The organism is Tenacibaculum xiamenense (assembly GCF_964513065.1).
GTDB lineage: Bacteria > Bacteroidota > Bacteroidia > Flavobacteriales > Flavobacteriaceae > Polaribacter > Polaribacter xiamenense.
In genome coordinates this window covers 144,292-168,174 of the sequence record NZ_CAZEQU010000005.1, presented here as the reverse complement: position 1 = coordinate 168,174, position 23,883 = coordinate 144,292, and the positions used below count along the sequence as shown (strand labels likewise).

Here is a 23,883-nt window from a genome sequence, read left to right as displayed (position 1 = left end):
AAACTTTTAGTAATTTTTTATTTAAACTAACGAATCTATAGAGAATACATCTATTTTCGATTTATGAAAATTGCGTATCCTTTTCATCACGGCAATGCCATTTCTTGATCCCGCTTGGTTCGTATTCCCTTCAACTGTTTGAATAGTGTCTCCTTCTATTTCTGTGATAATTCCGGTATGAACCCAATCGAATTTTGATTTTTGAATTAAGAAAATATCTCCTGGTTTCATAAACGAAGGTTTCTTTCTTAATTGTTGATATCTATGTAAAGAGCCTTCTTGAACTCCTTTTTGACCAACAGTATCACAACTATAGGTTAATGGCATCAACTTCGTAAAATCCTTTCCCAATGCAGAAGCAGCTTGGTCAATAATTGTTTGTACAAATCCCATACACCAAAACCAAATACTTCCATCGTTTCCATCCATATAACTTCGTACCCAGGGTCCACTATTCCACTCTCCATTAATTTGTAATTCTAAAGGCTGTTGATTTAAATGTAAATGAGCAGCTTCCAAAACCATATCTCTTAAATTATTCGCTTGCAAAGGTGTTTCAAAAGCATTGACCATTCCTTGAGTTAGGACTGAAAAAACCTCCTGATCTACAATTCCTGTAGCTAATAATCCATTGTGATTTTGAAAAATCTTTACAGCTCTTTCGGTTGCTGGACCAAAGGAGCCGTCAATTGAAGTAGCTGTTCCACTTGTCGGGTGTTGAGTTCCGTATAAAGTAAGCCAAGATTGAATTTTTATTACTTCATTTCGTCTATTGTTTGCTCCATTTCTCTGTTGAGTTCCTTTTAGGACTAGTTCTTTTTTGTATGCCGTTTTTTTCATGATTAGTTAGTTTGTAGTTCAATGTTTTCTTTATGAGACAAGCAAGTTACTAGTTTATTCCTTACAAAGACTAGGGGATTTACCTGTTCTTACCTGGTGGTTTTGACGAGATTAATGAAAATACTTTTCATATGCATTTTGTAATTTACTATCATACCTATTTTCTTTATAGCCTGGTCCATTGTAGGCACGAGCAAAATTTGCCCAGTTTTTATCTCTTAACCAATCGATTAGTTTCTTTCCTTTAAAATAGTTGACACCAATAAACTTACCAAAGGCTTTTAAATGCTCTCTTTCATGGTCATACATCTTAGAAACAAAATCGTCTATAGAATCATATCCTAAACTTTTATAATGGTATCCCATGATTTGAAAAGCACCCCAAGATGCCGAACAATATGCTGCTTCTCTTACATCTTCAGAATTTAAAAGTTCTGCTGCTTTTTCTAAACGAGAATATTCTTTTTCACCTCCGATATAGTATTTTCGCGTCCACTTTTTATAGAGTACATCTTTACTTTCCTCACTAAGTAGGCTTTCAGGTGAAACACCTCTTTTTTCTAGTTGTCTCCAAAAGACATGCCCCTCGAAAAGAATAACAGGTTTTCCATAAACGAAAAATCCTTTCCCCCTACTTTCTACTTCATTTACCGCTTTAACAACAGCCAACTCCAAATTATTCTCACTGGCGAAATCTATTAAATCCTGTTCCGACAAAAACTTGTCATTAAACTTCGGTAATAACTGTTCTTTTTCAATAACTTTAGACCAAGTTTTTGGTCCCACTAGACCGTCAACGACCAAGTTGTTTTTTAATTGAAACTCTCTTACTGCTTTATCCGTGTCTTTTCCAAAATATTCCGAAACATTAAGTTTATAACCTAATTTGACCAATATTTCTTCCAAAATATAAACTGATGGTCCTCGTGATCGATATTTTAGTATGCGCATGTCTTGTAGTTTTTTTAGGATTTTAAAATACTCTTTCTCTTTGAATATCTAAGATAATTCATACAAATCACTATTAGGCTCTGAACTGCTTTTAGAAATATCTTTTCGTTATGAATTCCTGTTAAGTAAAGACAGAAATACTTTTCTATTTTTTTAGTATATCTATATTTTTTTAAACTATTTTGCTATTATTTAACTCAGAAAAGGATTCCCTTTTAAATGAAATATTCCTTTTTCAAAATAATTTAAATATTGTGGCTTTTCATCAAAAATATTATTTTCTAAGATTATATATTGAATGTTTTTTAACTGTTCTTTAGATGGTATCTCTGTTTCACAAAATTCAACTAAATGATTATCTGAAAAATCTACCCCTTCAATATTCTGAGGTAAATCATATATTTTTTCAATTTCGTTATTAATAATCTTAAGAAACTTTAAAGCTTTATTTGATTTCCAAATACCTCTTGGTATTTCTTGAATAAAATTATCATTTAGTTCGCAATGCTCTAAATACAAAAGCGAGCTAATTTCTTTAGGAAAATTACTTAAATTGCACTGATACAATTTTAAAGATTTTAATTTTTTTAATACGCTTAAATTTTTGGTGTCCAAAATAGTTTCTTCGCAAATCTCCAAATACTCAATTTTTTTTAATTTCTTTAACTCTAAAGGTATTTCTTTTAATCCGCACCTCTTCAATATTAGTGATCTCAAACATTTTGCATGATGCAATTTATTAGAAAAAACATTAAAATCTATTCCTACAATTTCTATCGATGAGACCTTTTCAAAATATGATAGATTAGATAGTATCTGGACAGAGTTTTCATCTATTTCTAAGCGATTTTTTATCATTATCTTCTTCTTTACTCCCTTAAAGTTTTGAGTTTTATATTCTTCCTCTAAGTTTTTTTCTCTTGGATAAACCACACTATTATATAGTAAATAAAATTCACATACCGTCTCTAGAGCTGTTCCTTGACTACCTTCCAACCAATCCCAAAAAGTTAATTGATTGATATTTATACTAACACTTTTTAACGGATTCCCTTCTAAATAAAAACGTTGTATATTTTCCATACCTTTTATTTTCTCAGGAATTTTTTCTATTCGATTCTCTTTTAAAGACAGTTCTTTTAAATTAGAAAGCTTCATAATTGATTCAGAAACCTCATGTATTTGATTGTTATCCAAACGAATTGTTTGAAGAATAGAAGTATCAAGATTGTCAGGAAGAATACTTTCTTTCAAAACTCCAAATAAAAACTCAATGCATTTTAGTTTTGGTAATAAGCACAATTCTTCAGGAATCACTTCAAAATCAGTTTTCAAAAACTTAACACTATCCACATTTCGATAGTACTTTATTTTAGAAAGAACACTACTTAAAGATTTACCAGTAATAATTAGCTCCTTTTTTGTGTTAATTTGATAAATGAGTTCTTCTAAAGGCAAAAAACTATTACCTTCAATAAAACTTTCAAGCATCATAATATCTCCCAAAAAGGTTTTATAATCTTCTGATGTTTTATCTACCTCGTTCAGTCCTTCTTTGATTTCATCCAATTTTTCACTAAAAAGTTTATCACTTAACATAAGTAAATAATTATTAATCATTATTGTAAATATTGTTTCTTAATGCACCACTTCTGAAAAATTCATCAAAACTTGGATACCTAGCAATCTTTTCTTTTTTTCCTACCTTTCTTACAGTTAAAACAACAGGACTTTCTTTATTATTTTCATAGAATTCTCTACTCCAATCCGTATCTGACCAGTTAGATCTAAAATCATCTCTATTAAAAGTTTGTGAACCAACTTTAATTAAATATACGTCTTCTTTCTTAACAAACTCATGTATTAACTTAATAAGTTTAATATCTTCTTTATACGCTTTTTGCCAAGCCAATGCATACACAGAAGGTATATTACCTAAATGTCCTGTTTCTGTAGTATTCAGTCCTCTTTCTTTTCTACTTTCAACTTCTTCATAAATAGCTTCCGCCAACTTAGCATCTACACCATTTTCTAGCATTGCATCTAAGTCATCAATTGGCGCAGCATCAATTTGATCAACATTATCATCTGAAATAACATAATCACCTATACTTTCAATATTATTTGTAACAGTTTCAGCAGTTACTTTGGCTAACTTTTTCTCCGGTGGTAGTGCACCCATCGCAGTAGTATCGAGCTCGTTTCCGTCTTTATCAGTATTGTATGCCCATAATGTAATTGTTTTAGGCACCACCTCTTTTTCTGCCGCTATAATTTTCTTAGCCTTGTTTTTCTTATCATCGGACCAACTTGTCTGAGCATCTACATCGGCATCAGTAGGGGTTGAAATACCATATTGAACCGTAACTTTATAATAAACAACCGCTCCTTTGAATACTGCCTTTTTTATTTTCTCTTCGTAGTTATCGCTATGATCTTTATTTGCTCCCCTTGTTAAAGGTGTTAAATTTTTACCTTCTCCAGGACCATGAAGATTATCATTTAATAAATGCCCAAGAATATAATAACTTCCTTTTTTCTTCGTCCTTGTTCTTCTTAAAAGTAAATCCTTCCATTTCTTACCTACACTATTCGGGTTTGGACCTGAGCCTGAAGGACCTTTAAAAGTTAATGGTTTAACCGTCATTGAACTCGCAAAACCTTTAAATTTTGTTCCGTAACTTACTTTTGCTGTTTCTGGGATTTCATCATTCCCAGGCTCTAACATTAATGCATCCATTAAAGCTTTTGTATCCTTTTTTAAAGCCCTTAGATCTTTTTGTAAAGCCTCAATTTTATCTTTATCTTGTGTTTTATCTTTTTTGAGTTTTCTTAAATTATTTATCTTCGTTTTTATTTCTGTGTACTTGGTTCTTGCTTCGTTTAACAATCTTAAAATTATTTTATCCCTATCTCCTTCATCACTTTGTGTATCAGATTTTTCTTTTTTTAGTTCATTATACTTATTTTGTGCATTTGTTAAGAAAATTTCATAATCTGTTAATTTAGATGCCACCATTACTTTAGGGTTATCGGGACCTCCCTTTAATAACAGATTATGTTGATGACCATCTTTTGTTTTAAAACCAAATTTAGATTTCCACCATGTCAAAAGTTTCTTAGCAACTCCCTTAACCTTAGCCTTTCCTTTCTTAACAAGTTTCTTAAACGCTTTTTTTGCTTTTTTAATAATCTTGTTAATTGCCTTATCAATTTTCTTACGAACCTTTTTAATAATCTTTTGAATCTTAGAAGTCAGTCCTGTGATTCCTAGTAAAGAGGCTAAGAATCCTATTAATACAGGTATTGCTTTTGCTAATGCAGTTTCAATTCCTTTGGCAACGGCTTTTACATTTCCAGCGGCTAGAGCTTTGATACTATTAATAAAGGCATTTACCAATTCAAATATTTGTGCAGCGCGCTCAACAAAGAACTTCACAATATCAATAATCATCATAGCTGCTTTTACAAAAGCCCCTGCTGGACTCAACAATCCAAGTATCCATTTAATACCGGCCTCTACGACTTTGGTAATGATCATATCTCGGATAGCATCCATTACCATTTCCTTCAAGTTACTAAACTGATCTTTGATATATTGCCACAGTCCTTCAACTCCATCTTTTCTTACTATTTGGAAAATTTCTACAGCCTTTTCCATTCCAGCAACAACAGGTTCTCCTAATAGCTTAACGGCTTTGCTTCGGAAATAATCCCAAGTAAGTCCTAGCATTTGAGTTACCAAACTAAAGATACCTGAAAGACTGAATAAGTTATCTGGAAGTGTAATTCCTACATTGCCAAGTGAACCAGTTAACCATTCGATTAGCCCCTTGATCATGTGTTGTTTAATATTTGCTCCAAAGTCTAAGAAACCTTGTTTTACTCCACTAATTAAATTACTTAAGAATCCAATAGGATCTGATATAATAGCTCCAATAGCACTAACCGCAGCGGCCAATAGATTCACTAACATATCTTTTATCTTCAGAATAGTTTTGATCACTCCGGCCAAAGCGTTAAATGCTGCTCCAATCCAACCAGCACTTACTTTTTCTTTAATTTCATCAAACTTCTCCTGAAGAGAATCTACATTCTCTTTATATGATTGTGCTAAATCCGCTGCTAACTCCTCTTGTTTTTCATAAACAGTATCTTCTAAATCGGCATATTGATCATTGAAATCATTGAAAGCATCTTCTGCCAGTTTTTTCTGAGACTCATCTAGGCTATCAAACTTTTCTTTTGATTTTTTCTTTCCTTCTGCAATGGCGTCTAAAGCTCCATTCAATCCATTAGCTATGATTACTGAAATATCATCGAGTACTTTATTCATAGTTGACACAAACTTTCGTTTTTCAACTCTAAACAATCTATCTATTGCCTCAGTATCCTCTCCAAAAAGCCAGTCATCTATTACAGTCCATCCATAAATTTCACCCAATCCATCTTCAACATTTTTCTCAAACGTCTTTTGAGCAGACTCGGCTTCTTCACTGAACTTCTTATCAACACTTTCAGATAATTTTTCTAAGCTATCTGTAACTGTTTTTTTCGTCGCCTCATAAATCTTTTCAAATTCAGCATATATTTTTTCTTGTTCTGTTTTATCACTAGTTTTATTCTCTCCTTGGCTTGCTAAAACATTGTTCTCCGATAATAACTTAGCCGCCTGCATTTGATCAAGTCCGTCCTTACTCGTTCCTGTTGCTACTTTTTTAGCCACGGCTAATTGAGCCTGCTCTTTTTTACGATACTTAACAGGTGCTAACTTCGCTTCTTTTTGTGCAGTATTTTTCTCTTCAAGAGCTCCTGTAAACTTAGGCTCATTTGATTTTGCCAATTGATCATCAGTAACCTCATTTTCCACCATATAGTCATCTAAAGACTGACTTTCTTTTTCCATGGAAATTTCCTGAGAAGTTTTTGGTTTTGGAATGGCTGCCTTTGAATTTAATGGCGCTGGTGGTTTCCCCGGTGCTGCGGGAGGTAAAGGCTTGGCTTCTTGAGTTGGTTGACCAGTTGCCGGTGCTGGTTTATCCGCCTCACTCTTCATAGGACCAGCTAACTTATCACTTTCAGCTGTTACCTGACCTGAAATGTTATCCTTAATCTTGTTAATTGGTTTCTCATCTCTGAATTTTTTGGCTTCATCAGAATTCTTGGGCAGCTCTTTTTCTAAATCATCTAAATTCTTTTGAAGCATTTTCTTAAACCCTTCTGGCGTAAATGGCTCGCGATTCTTCTCTGCTTCTGAAGTAGAATTCATAGCTTCTGAGTGAGCCGCTTGATCATTTTTCTTTGATTGGGTTGCTGGTGAAGCATGACCAGCTTCTTTCTGTTCTGAAACCTTTGTGTCAGGTTCAGGATGTTGTGACTTTTCTTCTTTTACTTTTTCAGTTTGCTTAATTTGCTCTTGAAAAGCAGGATCATCTTCTGGTCTTGTTGGTGCTTTTGGTATTTGCTGTTCTTCTTTCCCTACCTCTTCTTTTTTCTCTTTTTGAGTTTCTTTGTCTTTATTATCTTTCGCGTCTTTCTTTACTTCATTCTTGTTAGGAGAGGCTTCTTTCTTAGGAGCAGCAATAGGAGTATCTCCTTTTTTTGGAGCCGCTACTGCAGGTAATTCTGAACTACTATTTTTTGTTTCGTTTTTTTGATTTTCTTTTTGCTTTCCTTCTTCTTTTTCAGGTAACTTATCCCCTGAATTCTTTTTATCTATTGGCACTTTAGGAGCAAAAAAGGTATTCTGATTTTGCGTATTTTCTTTCGCTTTTTCAACTTTTTGAGTTGCCTCTTCTTTTTTATCATCAGATTTAACCACCTTCATTTTTGGCTGAATAAAATTCGAATTCGCCAAACCAGTATTTGGTGAAGGTTTTACTATATTTTTCTTTGCTGTAAACATCTCTTATTCCTCTTTTATAAGATTGAGTATTACTTTCATCCCAGCGCTAAAATCATGAATTGAACCATGAATTTCTTTACCATTATCAACGACTTTACCCGTAAATTTCCCTGAAGTTCCTAAATAAGTTGTGTATGGAATGTCAATATTTTTTTGTTTAACACTGCCAGTCCCAGTGGCTGTGCTAATCCATTGTCCATACATCAAAGAGTATTCTGTAAAACTTATATTGCCACTAGAGTTGGACTCAATATAGTATTTACCATTTCGATTGTCTTTATTCCACCAATATCCTGATAAGACTAAAGGTTCTTCTTTCTTTATCTTTTTCTCAGAAACTATCGTTTTTATTACTTTTTCTTTTTCATCAATTACCTTCTTCTTTTCAGGAATCTCTATTTCTATTTTCGACTCTTCTTTTTTGTCTTTTTTCAGATTTAAAAAACCTACATTATGCAATACTGTAATCACTCCTCCTATAGCGGTAAGTAATCCAGTAATGGCAATAATTGTTGCAGTAAATTTTGTTTTAGCTGAATCTGACATCTTTCTATTTTTCTATTTTAGGAATTGGCGGAATTAAACTTTCATCAATCAAAGAAGGATCTTTTTCGATCTCCTTTAAAGTGTCAGGATCTAGATAAATTCCTTTGGCGTGTGCCGCATAATTTTGCAACCCCTCAATCATTGTGGTTCCATAAAACTCAAATATTTCTGCTACAGCTTCGTTTCCTTCGTCATACTTTGAGGTAAAGTTTCCTTCTAAACCTTCTCCTGGTTCCATATTATTGACTACGTTTCCTTGATCATCTTTAATAGCATCTATATCGTCAAGCGCATCTCCGTAGTGTGTAAACTCATTGATAAGAACTTGATTTAAGCTTATGCTAATTGCATTCTTTTGTTCTGCAGTTGACTTTGGGTTGGACATAATTTCTTCATATTTCTCAACCAATCGGTAGTCAAGTTTGATCGTGTTTCCTTGATAAAAATATTCGCCATGTTGGTCAGGATTCGGGAATTCAACAAGTTCTATTTTAGGACCATTCCCTTTCTCAAAATCCGTAGTTTCTTTTATCTTTTCTTCTGTTAATATTCCTACAGAGTTTTTCAATAACGCTTTCTTTATTTTTTCACTTCCTGTTAAATACTCACCAAAATGACTTGTCATGTATTTGTAGAAATACGGAAACGCTGTCTTGTACTTTTTAAGTTGGTTTTTGTCCTTGTTTTCAGAACCTGGGACTACCGATTTTCTTTGAACAGGGAGTTCGGTCATTCCTTTTTGCTGAATGGTATGCGTTAACTCATGCGCTAACAAATGTTTTCCCACCGTAGTACCTGGATTGTACTTCCCTTTATTGAAATAGATATCGTTTCCATGAGTAAACGCTTGTGCACCTATATCGGCACTCATTCTTTGTGCCTCACTATCAGTATGTATTTTTACATTTGAAAAATCGGCTCCGAACCCAGACTCCATTTCACGTTTAGTTCTTGCATCCATTTTTGAACCTCCAGTACCTCTTTTCAATTTTCCTTCAATAGCTCCTACTCCGGCATTTCCTGCTTTTTTCGTTTGAACTTCTTCCTCTTCTTGTTGCTGTACTCCTTCATCCTCTTCCATTTTCTGAACAGACTCCTCTTCTTCTTGTTTTTGAACTGCTTCTTCCTCCTCCATTTTCTGAACTGACTCTTCCTCTTCTTGTTTTTGAACTGCTTCTTCCTCCTCCATTTTCTGAACTGACTCTTCCTCTTCAGTTTTTTGTTGAACCGATTCCTCTTCTCCCATTTCTTTCTTTTGCACCCACGGAGTTACTTCCGAAGCTAATGGTTTTTGTTGTACCTCATCTTCAGCTTCTTTTTTGAAAACAGTGGTATCGGAGCTATCGGGTTTATTAACTACTTTGTCTGCCATTTTATCTGCTTCAACCTCATATTTATCTCCTGGCTTACCAGTTTTTAACTTAGGTTGAATAAAAGACGACTTCTTTTTACTGGGTGTAGAAGGTCCGTTTGTTTTTTTATCTTTTAAAAACATTTTGAGCTAGTTTGGTTCGTTTTTACTTTTCACTACATCTTCAATCACTAAAAGCATAATGCCATGGAATTATCATAACTATACTTATCCACTTCATTTTTAACTTGATGATACCAATACGGGAATATCTTTTCTAACCTTTCTTCGATTAAATTACTAACATTCTCTTCGTATTTTTTTACTCCAAACAAGTGGCTAAATCCAATATTCTTTGCATTCTTTGCTTGTTCGTACATATCTTTACCTTTAAGTAAAAGGTTAGGTTTAACTTGTAAATAATCTAGTAAACATGCGAGCGTATATTGTTCTATGACAATGCAAGGTTCATATCCATTTTGTTTGAATGCCCGATAATTTTGCTTGTATAATTTAAACAGTTCTTCAACTTGATTATAACTTTCAATATACTTGTCTCTAAGTTCCAAATCTTGAAATCCAACTACTCCACAACTATATGATGTTCCAAGATCATTATTCCAAAAACTAAGATGTTTCATATATTTATTGAAAAACTTCAATTGAGGTTTATAATGTCCTTTGTAACTAAATTCCTGACGCTCAATAATAATTTGAGAAAAATCAAAGTCAATATTATTACTCAAAAAAACATCAGTATCCAGATGTACAAAAGGAGTATTCTGACACTCAATTGCAGCCATTTTTACCTTCATCCATAAATCAGGATCCGAATCGTGAGAAATCAATGTTACTTTACACGGCAGCATGTACAAAAACTTATAAGCGGTTTCATCAACAAACAATTCAATCTCTGGATACCACATATGGCTCTGCAATACACTCAAACTCGTCATATAGATAGTTTCTTTTAATCGATTTCCCATATGCCATCGGTTATTTATCAATGGATAGGTATCAAGACTGTATATTATTTTAGGCTGCTGTTTCATTTCTCACATATTTAATTAACTATCTTGTTAAAGCACATCTCAATGGAACATTCTCCGTTTTCGTGAATAAATCATGATATACTGCGTTGTACAAAGAGGCTTTTATACTGTGCTTATACAATCGTTTCCATTCATATCGTTCCCTCTGCATTGTCGAAGTTTGATTTCCTATTTCTCTATTGTGGAATCTTCTCATTCGATTAAAGCCGGCATGCATTACTTTTTCACCCAACAGATATGAATGTTCTACTTCTAAATGGCGAAACCCTTTTTTAAAAAAATCAAAATGAACACTTTTACCTCCTATTGGAATGTTCACCACAATCACCTCATTCTCTTCGCTGCTATAGAATCTATTCCTATATTTTTTATATCCATAATTATTAAGAAAAGGAGCTATATCATTTTCATTTTCGAAGGCTATATCAATATCATTGACCATTAAATGGTACTGTTTCCTCAGGTTAATATAATCTGCTATTCCTCCTATAAATACGATCTTTTTCATATCTATTTGATCAAAAACGCTTCTTAGAACCTGCTTTTGCTCCCTAAAAATCAAACGATTGTCAATATTTATATAAGTATTCTTCATTATCAGTTATCAGTTATCAGTTATCAGTTTATAAAGTATTATTTGAGGTAAACGTGAAGTCAATTATTTTAAATAACTACCAACTACTTTTACCTATATCATCTCGTTTTTAGCTTTTTACTTTCATCTTTTATCCTATCAGCTTGAGGCTTTAAACCTTAGACATTAGACTTCTACCATTCAACTTGAATCATTGTAGTTAACCATGGTAATTTTACCATCGACATATTCCAATTGATTTTATTCAATAAAAGATCCTGTGGTTTTCTCTCTATTTTTAAGGAAACCGTTTTCTTACCTGTTGTTAGCTTTCCATTTCTATTGAAAAACTCGTATCTCAATAAATCGATAGATGCATTATTCATTTTCTCCCAATTTGATAAAACCGCCTGAATCATATTCTCTGCCTCTTGTTTATCTTCTTCAGATAAATAAATGAACCGATTGATAGGTTGATCTGGAGATATTCCACAGATGATTTTTTCAAAAACCATATTGCTTTCCAAATCCTGCTCTTTTCCAGTAGCTACAAAATGGATAAGGTGTATTGCTTTTTCAGGATTTGTTATTTTTTGAGTTTCTTCATCATAAAGTTCTCTATTGATCAATAAGAATTTTAAAAATGGATGAGTTAAAATGACTCCTGCGTTTTCGACATACATTTCAGGTTTTAATTCTAAGTTTAAAATTGAAGATTCATGATTCTCTGAACCGAAGATTCCTTGCTCTATCTGAAAAAGCTCTTCATTTTTTAAGACTATCTTATCAGTACTCGACCCCTGATTTGTTTCGTGCTTTTTAGTATCTTTTCCCTGTACCACTTCTTTCAAGTGTTTTTCCGTTTTTATACGAGATTGAATCGAATCTCTTGGTTCTTCAGAAGCCGCTTCTTTTTTATCATCTTCACCTCCCTCATTCTTGCCATTTTTATTTTTAAAAGGATTTATTTTCTGCAGAAAGCTTGAGCTTTGATTTACTTCCTTTGGAAGCATTTCCGAGACTAACTCTTTATCAGAACCAAAAAACTCTAACAGGTCAATATCTCGTTCATCATTTTCTAAAAACTGAATCAAACTCCTTTTAATTTCTTGATTCAATTCATTTATCAAAGCGATTAATCTTGCGAATCTATTTTGTTCTGTTTCTTTATCTTTTCGAAGAAGGCTTTTGTTTTCTATGACTATCGAATCAAGGGTTTCCACCAATTTATTTAACTCAAAAAGAGAGATCTGAAATTTCTCATCACTAAAATTTCTCTCTAGTTTCATTGGAGTAAAATAAGGGCCCCATTCTTCAATTAGTAACTTTTTTATTCCATTTAAGGTAATAGCTACATTTTCTTTCTTAAGTATTGACAACTCTTTATCGAACTCGCTCATAAAAGCTCCATAGGCTTTCAACTTATGGACAATCCCGTTAATCTCATTCTCGGAAACATTCGAATTCAACTCCTTTTCTTCACCAGCATTTTCTACTGCAGATCTGGTTTCTTCTATATTATTTTCACCAGAATTGGTTTTATCTAAAACAGTATCCTGTTTACTCTTAACAGCTTTGTCTTGGAATGACAACTCAGTCTTATTTTCTTCCTTATTTTCCAGCTTAATTTTCCTTTCAATTCCTTTCAATTCCTTTTGAAGCTTGTTGATTTCTTCAGGAATTTGCACTAAAGCATCCATAGATTGTTCCGTGGTTAGAATTCTATCTATCAAATAAAGTTTTAGTCTACTCTTTTTCGAATCAATGTTCTTTACTTCATCATAAAACCTTAAAGACGTATCGTTCGACAACTTTAACAACTGGTTTACAGAATCATTGCTATACTGTTCAAGCTTTACTGCTTCTAGCTCTTGAATCAAAAATCTATGAAGAAACACCTTCAATTTCTCTCGAAGACTAACAATTCCCTTTGCATTAACATACTCGGACAACAAAATGTCCCAAACCAAAAAACGTTGCTTAACATCCGTAACTTTTTCAATAATGTGAGTATAGATTTTCTCTACTTTATCAGAAGTTATTCCTGAACTCGTCTTTTCCTGAATGTCTTTATTGAACCTTAAAACCGTTTTTAAAAGAAAATCATTATCAAATTGTTTGATGAAACGTTCTTTTACTTCAATGCTCTGTAAATATGCTGGTTTTACAAACTCAAGAAATTCTTCACTTTTAAAATTTGTTAGATTTTTTAACTCCCACCATGGAGATGCACCTGTTCTTAAAAACTCTTTAAATAATTGCTCCTTATTTTTACTAGAACTAATCAAAACGGGCTCATCAAAACTATTTTCTTGTAATAAGTCCTTTTCGATAGTTTTTTCAACACGTTGTTCAACTTTTGTCACAACATCCAACTCAATCCCTCTAAAGTTATTAGACTTATCTATAGAAACATCAACTTCTAGATGAGGTATTCTAACTTGAAACCCTTCTGTTTTCGCAGAAACTTCAGTTAACTTGGTATCTAACAGTGGTAAAATTTTATCCTTTAAATACTCCAAGAAAGAATCTTTAAACTGATTTCCACTTGATAGAGAATCGGTATCAACCTCTACAAAAACTTTATGAATGATATGTGAATTATCTAATACCAAAATTTAAACTGCTTAAACTTTTATTAACCGAACTTGTTATTCTTGTTTGATCACATTCTTCTCTAACCCTGATTAAAAACGGTTTTAGAATGTTTTCTCTATCTATATCAAAATCGTTTTGAGCTGCTGCTACTAAGAAATTTTGTAAAGTTCCCTCTAGGTCTGCTATTGCTTCGAAATTGAATCCTTCTCTCTTTCCTGCACAACACCATAGTAAATAGAATAACGTGGTATAGGCTCTTCCTAAGAAACTTAAAGCCAATTTATCCTCTTCTGTTTCAATATTGATTGTTGCTCTTTCTAATTCTTGGAATTTTGTTAAACGTCCTTCAACTCCACCTCCAAAGAAGTTTACAAAATCAATGGTAATATTTGGATTTTGTTCTAGATTATCTCTAAGTGTTTCTAGTTTAGACAATGTACCTGAATAACTATTCCATAAACCAGCTATAATCCTTCCTAATTTATCTTCAAAATTAGGTATCAATGACTCATATTCGGCCCCTATAGTTTCAAGATAATTATTGATTTCATCTAAACACTTATCTCTCTTTATCGTTTTTTCTAACTTTTCACTAACTCCACAAATTTCAGTTACTGTCTGTAATGCAACCACAATTCCTTCTTCTGAATTTGGTATTTCACTCAATGGAATTACCATTCGATGTCGGGTAGTTTTTTCCGTTTCTATACCATTGATATTCCATAAATACGTGTCTGCATTGTCTGAGTTATTTACAAGTACTAAGTTTTCACCTTCAATGGTTACATCGAATCTAGGAACTGGAAGATCAGAAATACTGATAACCAAATTACTTGGAGTTCCATCAACAATAACTGTAACGCTAGATGAGGTTGTTAAACTTGGATTGAATCCCCATCGTCCTTCTACATTTACCACACCTTCACCATCCAATTCTACGATAGCATTAGGTGGTAAAATCACAAATGGGAGCACTTCATTTCTTGTTCTACAAAACTCTTTTGGCTCAATAGACACAGTTGTTTGTCTAGGTAATTCTACCACTATCGTATCAGAAAACTCACTGCGACAAGGCCCTGCTTTTGCTGTTACGGTGACTATAGGTCTAATAAGACCTCTTGACACAGTATACCTATGAGATATTCTAATTTCTGTCGTAGTTTTGGTTGGAGTTCCATCACCAAAATCCCAAGTGAATTCCGTTCCATCAATAGGAGGTGTTTGTGTTACTAAAAACGTCACCAACACAGTCTCTTCAATCGGTTCTCCAAGAGTTTCGACCATAAACTCAAAATTAGGTTTTGGTGAAACTGAAATTATACAATCGGTATCAAAACCATTCACAGTAAATTCAATAGGTTGGCCATGTAAATCAGGGCTCACTAATTTTGGGTCAAAGAAATAGCTTCCGTCTAACCTAACAACACCAGCATTGAGTTCACCGCTAACTATAGCTTCTACAACTCCTCCTCTTGGTTTAACATTAAACGGTAATGGAATTGTGTTATCATCAAAACAAACATGATCATCTGGAAGACTTAATTCCACTTCTGGAATTTCTAACAAAATATCTTCTGAAAACTGATTCGAACAACGATCTTTCTTTCCAAATAAACGAACCTTGAATCTAGCTTTGTTCTCTTCTAGCTTATAAGTATGAGAAACTACTATTTCCGATGATGTTAGCGGGTCAGATCCATCTCCAAAATTCCATGTATAATCAACGTCATCTTGATTTGGACTCGTAATTATCCTGAAAACTACCTTAATTTCTCTATCAGGTGTTGGTTCTGAAATGGTATCGACGATAAAGCTAAACTCAGGTCGTCGACTAACGATAATAGCACACTCCGTTTCAAAGTTGTTCACTGTAAATTTGATAGGTTTTCCATATAATTCCGAAGAAACCAATTTCGGATCAAAAACAAATTCACCTTGCTCATTATAAACCACACCTCCATTTAAGCCTTCTTCTACTTCCGCTTCGACATACCCTTTTTTAGGCATTACTGTAAATGGAATTGCAGGTGTATTTTCATCAAAACATAATTCTTTAACTGGTAAACTGAGTCCAATTAAGTTTTCATCGCAACATAAATAAGGAATTGAGAAATCTGCCACCACAGGTGTTAACACCTCGATTGGTTTTTCCACTTCCATTCCATCAAAATCGCCTGAAAGTGTTAAAGCTTTTGGATAATAATATGGATAACCATATCCATAAGGATAAGGGTAACCATCATATTCGCTATCAATATAAATTAAGATAAAGGTTCCTCCTGGTACTATTCCGGCCTTATGTTCATATCCATGATTTCTCTTTAAATACTGCTCAGTATACTGGTGCAAAAAGTCTTTACTTTGCTCTCTAGTAGCCTTTACTTTTAAAGCAACAATGTTAAAGCTTAAGTTATACTTAGAACGGATAGTTTGTAACTCCTTTACTACTTCTTTATAATTTTTTCCTTGATGCCCTTCAATTCTATAAAAATCGGCATCAATAGTTACCTCCAAAGGTCTTTTTTCATCTAGTAGTTGGGTGTGATAACTTCGATTCTTTCCTTGTTCATCTATTACTGTTTTTTCAATATCCCAAAGGTTTATAAGATGTTGACCTACATTATTATAAAAAGGAATTGCTTTTTTACTTAAAGCTCCTAATTCGTAAGAAGGTGTTACTCTTATATTGGTAAAATTGACATTGTAATTGAGTAGTAATTGTAAACTTCTTTTAAGCAGCGTATACAGTTTTACTTGTTGTAAATTCTGACTTTGATATAATAGTTTTAAGGTGGCTTCTAAATCAAAAACCTGTTCACGATTAAATTCATCTTCTATAAATCTTGGTGATGTAAACTTGGTGTATGTTTTTGTGCATTGCTTAAAAATAGGCGACTTGTAAAAATTATGTCTAAACACACCTGTTTTTTCTTCAGTGATTTTCCCAAGCATAATGTGCTTAGGGAACGCATTAATATCTGGCGTACAAGAAAGATGATACTCCACGCAATGGATTTCCTTCTTCAACTCATTGTAAGTATCAATAATATCTTTTAAAACATCGTATCTATATTGAAAATCGGGTGGAATATTCTCTCCATCACTAAATTGAAACAAAAATTTATAACGTTCTTCAAATGCGTTATACCAAGAAGCAAGGTTTAGTCCATAAAATAATTGTTGATATGCCTTTAAAGTTCGTCCTACAATTTCATTTCTAAAACTACCTTTGCTAAATACAGTTTTCAACTCTTCATAATCCGAAAAGTCTTGAGGCTGCATTAATACGCGATTCGCAATTAAATCAGGTAAACTCTTTAAAATGCTTGTTGATAAATTTGGTCGTTTACTAATGGTATCAAAACGCATTATCTTTTGAGCAACAGCACTTCTCACCAAAAGCACTTTCAAATTACTACTAACTTCAAGACCTTGGTTATCGCACGAAAGACTCACACATAGATCTTTTTTCTTATCATATTCTTCTAAATACAATAAAATAACAGCATCGTTTACAGGTATTTTTTGAAAATCTGATGAATCATCATCTCCTTGTCCATAATCAAGAAGTTCTTTTAACTCTTTCGTTTCCTCTGTTAAGGTTTTCGAACTATCTCTTTGATCTGAAGTAAATAATTCATAAATCTCTAATTGATCACCATTATCATAGAAATATTTTTGATAATCGGCTTCCTCGTTATTATGTGATCGATAAAACAAGTATTCATTTCCATTTCTAAGAAGCGTATTATCACCTTTTATATTTTCAAAGAACTTCACTAAGTCTCCATCTGTCGTAATTCCGGTACCTTGAGAAATAAATATCGAAGGTTTATGTTGGAAAAATTTCACTTCAAAACCACATAATAATCCAACTCCACTCAAAAGAATTCTGGATAGACGATCTTGATCATCAAAATAGTTTACTATTTCGTTTAGCTGCCCTTCGGTTAATACTTGATTTGGTGAAAATCGGCGGTAGTTTGTTGTTATATCTGAAAGTTTCGTAGCCATGATTCGTAATTTTAAAGTGATCCTAAGTTTGTTTTTCCTAAAATTATATTTCCGGATAATGATTCATTATCATCATCACTACAGTCAAATAATCTTCCGGTAGGATATACGTTTGAAAGTTTAGTTAGTTTATCTATAAATGTTTTCAGTTCTAATGGTGGCTGATCTTGATCAGTTTGTCCTTCTTCTGGTTCTTTCTGAATTTTTGCCTTTTCAAATAAATACTTTCGGTAGGCGTTTTCAAATTGCAAAAGGTCATTGTCTTCTTCATTTTGAACTTCATTATCTCGGTACCCTATCCAACATATTTTGGGTAAAATATGAGAGGGTAATGTTTCTTTAATAATCTTTTCCATGTAATTTCTGAAGTCGGTATTCATAAAACGAAATGTGTACCCTGGAATCACAATACTAACCCGATAAGAGTAAGGATCTGTTGGTTCACATTGATGACAGTCTTCTTTACTAATGGGTAAAAACAATTCTTTATCTACTATATCAGCAGTAACATCTGGTCTTAACAACATGTGTTCAACGACGAATAATCCTTCTTCTGAAAACTCGTTTTTTAAGAATTGAATTAATTGAAGAATAGAGTCTTTTAACTCATCTTGTTTTTCGTAATAATTGAATCTTTTTGCAATGATTCTGTCTGGATTGTGATGACTGGTTATTCTGGGATTTATAATATCGTATGAATACTTACCAGAGTCTGATTGATGTATCTGAATATTATCAATAACCAACTCATCATCTATGATTAAAGGATTTTCAAATACCTCTTTTATCTTTTCTTCTGAAGTTTGAATGATTTGTGATATCGCAAAGTAGATTTCTCTGTTGGCAGATGATAAATCATAATATTCATCAGTAGCCGATAAAATTATCTTATGATTATTATCTCGTAACCTCCAACGATATACTCTTTCGTTATCAGAGTTAATAAGTGTGTACGTTTCAACATTATGTTGCTGTGAAAGACTTCTTCTATTGTAATTTTTAATTCCTAATAATCTAGCAATCCTTTTCTGTGTTCCACTTACATTACTTGTGTTCCATAAGTTAATTTCTTCTTGCTTGTGCAAGTTTGCTGCATTTCCTCTATTAGTACTTGTTATTTTATAATCACTCAAGAAATCTTCTTTATTTCTCAATACCATTTCATCAGTACTCGCACCATAAATAGCGCGCATAATAAAAGTGTATTCAGAAAAACGCTCTGCAAATCTTGATAGTAAATGATCTAAAAGTGCATTCCTACGTTCAATATCATTGTCTTGTTTTTCAAACAAAGTTTGTGTTAGTGTACTATCACTATTTACATCATAATCCGTTACCAAGTCATTAAGCCCTTCTATGTCCTTAACAGCTTGTGTAAAATAGGTTTGAGTCAAATTTCCTTTTACTGAAAGTAAATCACTCACTTGTTCCAAGTGCTTGAAGTAACTTGCTAAAATTTGATCGAAAAAAGTCAAATAAGCCTTTAACTGCTTAGCTTGCGCAACGCGCTCAGTTGTTGGTGTATCAATTAAACCTTCTGGACCAATTCCATAGGTTAAAGGGAATTCACTTTGAATAGAAGTGTAATCTCTTAAGTTATATTTTTCACCTTCAGGTAGTGTAAAAGTTTTGTTTTCGCTCGCATTTACTCTTTTTTCTTCTTCCTCATCTTTTAACTCTTGTAAATACTCAGCAACTTTGGTTTTATTAATACTTAATGGTAATACTCCTTTGTTATAATTAAAAACACTTTTATCACATAACATTGGCTTCTGATAATCGCCCATGCACAACAACCAATCATCTAACATCGCAGCTTCTTGAGCACAATCACCCATAGCTATTTCTTTGATGTGTTTTACTCCTGGAATGGCCATGATCAGTTTGATAATATCTGATAATCGAACTTCATTTGTCAAATCGGCTTTCGCCAATTCTTCGTTCTCAATAAATCCGTTATCCAATATAGGTCCATCAAATATTTCAGTAGATCCATACCCTTTATCTAGCATTTGCTGGATAGAATAAAAGTTTACTGAAGGAGAAAAGTAGTTATCAATTGCATTCAAAATAAGTGCGTGAATTTTTTCCTCATCAGCTGTAGTTTCAACTTCTATATCAGCACAAATTTTAATAGGGTACTGGTTTATCGGTTTTATAGAAACTAAATCTTCGCATAAGTTTCTATTGGCATGAAAACGTCTTTTAATTTCATCATTTATATCATCTACAATCTCTTCTGTTCCGTCTTCATAATCTACATAAACATCATAGAGTCCCTTTAACCAAAAGTTATCTTTCAAATTGGTAGTTAAATGACTTGTATCTGCAGAATCATATGAAAGTTTTCCTTCTTTTAAGTCAGCAAATACTTGCTTTTCATGAACAGTCAACCAACAATTTTTTACCCCTTGAATATCAATAAACAATTTTCGATAATCATTTTCAGTAACGGGACTTGTTGGTAATACCTCTGAAGCTTTAAAAAACTGCTCATGAAAATCGCCAGAATTATTAGATGATAATACATCTTCAATAGGTAAATTAATTCTCATCCCTAAATCGGTAATTGCATAGGAGATTACTTCAAGGATGGTAATTCCTGGATCGTGAGAATTAAAATCAGTCCATAATTTACCACCAAGTTTTTCGATATACTCAATACCTATTTGCCTTAAATAGTAATAATCTAAGTCGTCCTTGGTACTGACATTTTTAGGAATACTTATATGTTGATTTAATATAGACATTGCTCTGATTCTTGAAGGTTAATTTGATGACATGTGGGAACATTAGTTGATATCGTATGCGTTTTTGAAGACACTAATATGTGTTTTGGACTCGATGGAGAAAGCTTTTTCTCAAACGTTAAATTCTCCAAAATAGATGTATCGCCTTCTGCCAACTTAATATCATCTTCCGTAGAAATTTTAGCTAGTTCTAAAGACACTAGATAATCCACATACGATAATTTTTCAACATAATCGATGACACTACTATTATTCAACTCTATTCCAAATTCAATACTCTCCGATTCATTAAAAGCCCATGGTGATAATAGCTTGGTAATATCTTCTTGTAGTTTCATTTTGTAGAAGTTTTCATCGAACTGAGGATAAAACTTCACCTTTACCTCAACATGAATTCTCTCATATTGCGCATTATCAACAAATGCTTCTACTTGCTTTCCATTTAAGGTATTTACATATTTTTCTATATCATTCAGTGTTGTTTGACTCAACCTTGGTTCATAAATATCAAATACATTTCTGTTGATGATATCTGGAATAACAATCACCAAAACATTCCCTGGCGACATAAATGATGTTTTTGAAGTATGATTTAAACACTTCACTCTGAACACTTCTGGAAACTCTTCCAATATTAGATGTTCATAATCCCAAAGATTAATCGCTCTATTTTTATGACGAAGTCTTTCGCTTACACGTTGGTAGTATTTCAAATCGGTTTCCTCTGGTCTTCCCCCAAAAGAATTAAATGGCTGCTGAATCCCTCTTACTTGAGGAATTCTAGTCACTAATTTTGAAATAGTTTCCGCTGTAAGTCCATTCTCTAAATGAGAAAGCTCATTGTTTTTATTTGAGAAAGTAGCTGTTGTGGCTTGGGCATACACTCCAAAAACCTTACAAACAGCATCGTAACTCTTGTGCATTTTAGCTCGTAACCAAACATAGTTTTCAGAAAACTTAGTATTTGTAGTCGTTGCTTGTTCTGGAATTTTAATTTGTACTATTCCTGACTTCAAAAAGTTATCTACCTCATTTACCAGTACCTCATCTTCTAATTTTTTCCAGTAATTATCGCATAACACAGACCAAGAAACACCTTGCTTTCCAACAAAAGTATCTACATTAGGATTTTCACTACCTTCTAAAACTTGTATTAGTAGCGACACCTGTTGCAATGGTTCTACATCTTTTATTCCAATATACAATTCACCACCATGACAATAATCAGGTACCAAGTAGCATGAAGTATTTTGGGCGATAATTGAAGATTTCCTCGCCTGCTCCTTTAAGAAACTATGCTCCTCATAAACACCAAACACATCGTTATGATGCAACTGGATTCTACTTGTTTCATAAGCATCTGATTCAAGCACTTCTAAGTTTGTTTCCTCTTCTGCGGCGTATGACATTTCAATACTTTCAATAAGAGGTGTATAAGGCTGGTTAGGTATCGGTGCCTGATCATTGTTAGCGGTAAAAGCCAATGTATACAACATTGGATATAGTGAATGTAAGAAGGATTGATTTAATGTTAGTTTTAATTCAGAATTCTCATCGATTTCTGATTCTGTATTTTTAAAAGATGTGTTCAACTGAAACACACCATTATTCTTTTTAAATAAGACAACGTTTTTGTCTTTAGTTTTCCAGTCTTCCTTGTAATATAAACTCGAAGTCGCTTTAAAATCTTGATCAGAATTAATTATTAAGTCTGATTTATTTACAATTAACTTTTTTGTAGTGTCATTTATTGAAGGTGTTACGCCATTTGTAGGTTGATTTGCTTCTCTTAAAGGTTCTTCTTCCATCAAAAGAGCGTCTACATAATTGGTTTTACTAATCTTACTTAAAAATGATTTTTTATAAGCGTTATAATGACTTACAAAACTTGTTGGTGTATTCATCCAGTTTGCTGAAATAGCAATATCACTCCATTTTTTAGTAAAAACTTCTGGATAATTGATACGAAAAGCCCCTCCTCTAATTGGTTGACTCGTAAATGGCATAAACGGTTTTGCTGGATTTAAAATTCCAAAATCGCTCTCCATCTGTAGCTCTTTTGCATCAAAAACAGCGACGTTTATTTTTATTTTATAGATGGCTTTTTTTACTATGCGTCTAAAAAAGTCGTGTCCTTCTTTGCTATCCGTTTTCAATAAAAAACGTACTACAGGAAACTCTGTCTTCAAGTGAGTTTTTAAGCGTTCCTCATTATAGTTTTCAATAGCTGGTAAATCTTTATCAACTGAAAACACTAATTGTAATTGCGTTGTACTAATGAATGTCGATTTTAACGCTTGTGTTCCTTTAACATGAAGGGCTAAACCTGTTTTCGATAGTCCTATTTCTTGCCATGCTTTTTGAGTACTGTAGGAAACCTGAATCCATTCTAATAATTTGTCTGGAGTAAGACCATCGACAGTAATTGCTTCTTTAAAGTTAATCGTAATACACACATTTCTTACCCCTTCTTTCATTGCTAAAACTGGTGAAGCGATACTGAATCCAAGTTTTACGTCTGGAAGTGGGTCATAATTTTTTTCTGAAGAATTGTATCCAAAAGGCAACCAGAATGGTGAGCTCTCTGGAAGCTCTTTTCCTTGCCCATCAAATGAATTAGCTATAGCACTATATTTAAACTCTCCATCGTAAATATCATTGTAAGTACTTTTTAAACTCGCAACAGTAGCTTTATTTACTACGAAATTATTATCAACTTTATATACTAAGTTCCCTCCATTTACATCTTTTTTTGCATCTAATTGAGCATTCTCAGGAATCTCCTCTTCTAATGCTTTTTTTGCCAGTTCGAACAATACATGAACTTGATCTTCCCTTGCTGGCAGCTTTTCTATTCTTAAAATATCTTTGTAAAAGAAAGAAAGATGTCTTTGTGTTAAAGAATTAAATCTTTCTTTTGAATACTCTAATAGTTTTAGAAAACAAACGAACAAGGTTAAGTGTGGCGTTAACCCCCCATTACTTTCAAATTCATTCAGCACTTCAGCTACAGCCACTTTTAATTTTACATACTCTTTTGTTGTTCTATTTGGAATTTCTCCTTCAGCAGTATTCAATAGGTTAAAAAACGATTGCCAATTCCCTTCAGGTTGCTCTGCATTGGTTGGCGAAAAATAATTCACCTGTTGTGCAAAATGAAATGCAAACAACAACCAATCTTCAATCGTAAAGTCATGCAATTGCACGTTATCAGGATTCAATGACGCTTGAAAACGATCATTTTGATTGGTCCCGTTTCTTTTAAAAATGACATTATCTATATGACAACATGTATTACACAT

Annotated in this window: 12 protein-coding genes; all 12 read right to left on the bottom strand. The window is 33.0% G+C overall.

Features of this window, described 5'->3' with window-relative positions:
• Positions 1-21: 21 nt before the first annotated feature.
• On the bottom strand, positions 22-840 hold the full coding sequence (locus ACKTTV_RS01155; protein ID WP_408028966.1) for a peptidoglycan-binding protein: 819 nt from the start codon (positions 838-840) through the stop codon (positions 22-24).
• Between the two features lie 111 nt (positions 841-951).
• On the bottom strand, positions 952-1,791 hold the full coding sequence (locus tag ACKTTV_RS01150; RefSeq protein ID WP_408028965.1) for an N-acetylmuramidase domain-containing protein: 840 nt from the start codon (positions 1,789-1,791) through the stop codon (positions 952-954).
• 192 nt (positions 1,792-1,983) lie between these two features.
• Positions 1,984-3,411 carry a leucine-rich repeat domain-containing protein gene (locus ACKTTV_RS01145; RefSeq protein WP_408028964.1) on the bottom strand — a complete coding sequence of 476 codons (1,428 nt, stop codon included), beginning with the start codon at positions 3,409-3,411 and terminating at the stop codon, positions 1,984-1,986.
• Complete coding sequence (locus ACKTTV_RS01140; protein WP_408028963.1) at positions 3,404-7,696, bottom strand: phage tail protein; 4,293 nt, start codon at positions 7,694-7,696, stop codon at positions 3,404-3,406. Before ACKTTV_RS01140 ends, ACKTTV_RS01145 begins: the two co-directional genes overlap by 8 nt.
• Before the next feature lie 3 nt (positions 7,697-7,699).
• Positions 7,700-8,242: a hypothetical protein gene (locus tag ACKTTV_RS01135; RefSeq protein ID WP_408028962.1), complete on the bottom strand. Its 543-nt coding sequence runs from the start codon at positions 8,240-8,242 to the stop codon at positions 7,700-7,702.
• Between the two features lie 4 nt (positions 8,243-8,246).
• Complete coding sequence (locus tag ACKTTV_RS01130; protein WP_408028961.1) at positions 8,247-9,737, bottom strand: eCIS core domain-containing protein; 1,491 nt, start codon at positions 9,735-9,737, stop codon at positions 8,247-8,249.
• Between the two features lie 47 nt (positions 9,738-9,784).
• Positions 9,785-10,645 carry a DUF6734 family protein gene (locus ACKTTV_RS01125; protein ID WP_408028960.1) on the bottom strand — a complete coding sequence of 287 codons (861 nt, stop codon included), beginning with the start codon at positions 10,643-10,645 and terminating at the stop codon, positions 9,785-9,787.
• 19 nt (positions 10,646-10,664) lie between these two features.
• The gene (locus ACKTTV_RS01120) at positions 10,665-11,153 is read right to left on the bottom strand and encodes a hypothetical protein (protein WP_408028959.1); all 489 of its coding nucleotides are present in this window, start codon (positions 11,151-11,153) and stop codon (positions 10,665-10,667) included.
• A 260-nt stretch (positions 11,154-11,413) separates the two neighbouring features.
• Complete coding sequence (locus tag ACKTTV_RS01115) at positions 11,414-13,834, bottom strand: contractile injection system tape measure protein (protein WP_408028958.1); 2,421 nt, start codon at positions 13,832-13,834, stop codon at positions 11,414-11,416.
• The gene (locus tag ACKTTV_RS01110; RefSeq protein ID WP_408028957.1) at positions 13,821-17,831 is read right to left on the bottom strand and encodes a PKD domain-containing protein; all 4,011 of its coding nucleotides are present in this window, start codon (positions 17,829-17,831) and stop codon (positions 13,821-13,823) included. Before ACKTTV_RS01110 ends, ACKTTV_RS01115 begins: the two co-directional genes overlap by 14 nt.
• A gap of 11 nt (positions 17,832-17,842) precedes the next feature.
• Positions 17,843-20,581: a hypothetical protein gene (locus tag ACKTTV_RS01105; protein ID WP_408028956.1), complete on the bottom strand. Its 2,739-nt coding sequence runs from the start codon at positions 20,579-20,581 to the stop codon at positions 17,843-17,845.
• Entirely contained in the window at positions 20,569-23,883 is a 3,315-nt protein-coding gene (locus tag ACKTTV_RS01100; RefSeq protein ID WP_408028955.1) for a baseplate J/gp47 family protein, read from the bottom strand. The genes ACKTTV_RS01105 and ACKTTV_RS01100 overlap by 13 nt, the downstream gene beginning before the upstream one ends.

What these genes read in the sequence shown, in the direction of transcription:
- ACKTTV_RS01155 (WP_408028966.1), bottom strand. Translation starts at nt 840, where the DNA reads ATGAAAAAAACGGCATACAAAAAAGAACTAGTCCTAAAAGGAACTCAA.
- ACKTTV_RS01150 (WP_408028965.1), bottom strand. Translation starts at nt 1,791, where the DNA reads ATGCGCATACTAAAATATCGATCACGAGGACCATCAGTTTATATTTTG.
- ACKTTV_RS01145 (WP_408028964.1), bottom strand. Translation starts at nt 3,411, where the DNA reads ATGATTAATAATTATTTACTTATGTTAAGTGATAAACTTTTTAGTGAA.
- ACKTTV_RS01140 (WP_408028963.1), bottom strand. Translation starts at nt 7,696, where the DNA reads ATGTTTACAGCAAAGAAAAATATAGTAAAACCTTCACCAAATACTGGT.
- ACKTTV_RS01135 (WP_408028962.1), bottom strand. Translation starts at nt 8,242, where the DNA reads ATGTCAGATTCAGCTAAAACAAAATTTACTGCAACAATTATTGCCATT.
- ACKTTV_RS01130 (WP_408028961.1), bottom strand. Translation starts at nt 9,737, where the DNA reads ATGTTTTTAAAAGATAAAAAAACAAACGGACCTTCTACACCCAGTAAA.
- ACKTTV_RS01125 (WP_408028960.1), bottom strand. Translation starts at nt 10,645, where the DNA reads ATGAAACAGCAGCCTAAAATAATATACAGTCTTGATACCTATCCATTG.
- ACKTTV_RS01120 (WP_408028959.1), bottom strand. Translation starts at nt 11,153, where the DNA reads ATGAAAAAGATCGTATTTATAGGAGGAATAGCAGATTATATTAACCTG.
- ACKTTV_RS01110 (WP_408028957.1), bottom strand. Translation starts at nt 17,831, where the DNA reads ATGGCTACGAAACTTTCAGATATAACAACAAACTACCGCCGATTTTCA.
- ACKTTV_RS01105 (WP_408028956.1), bottom strand. Translation starts at nt 20,581, where the DNA reads ATGTCTATATTAAATCAACATATAAGTATTCCTAAAAATGTCAGTACC.
- ACKTTV_RS01100 (WP_408028955.1), bottom strand. Translation starts at nt 23,883, where the DNA reads ATGTGTAATACATGTTGTCATATAGATAATGTCATTTTTAAAAGAAAC.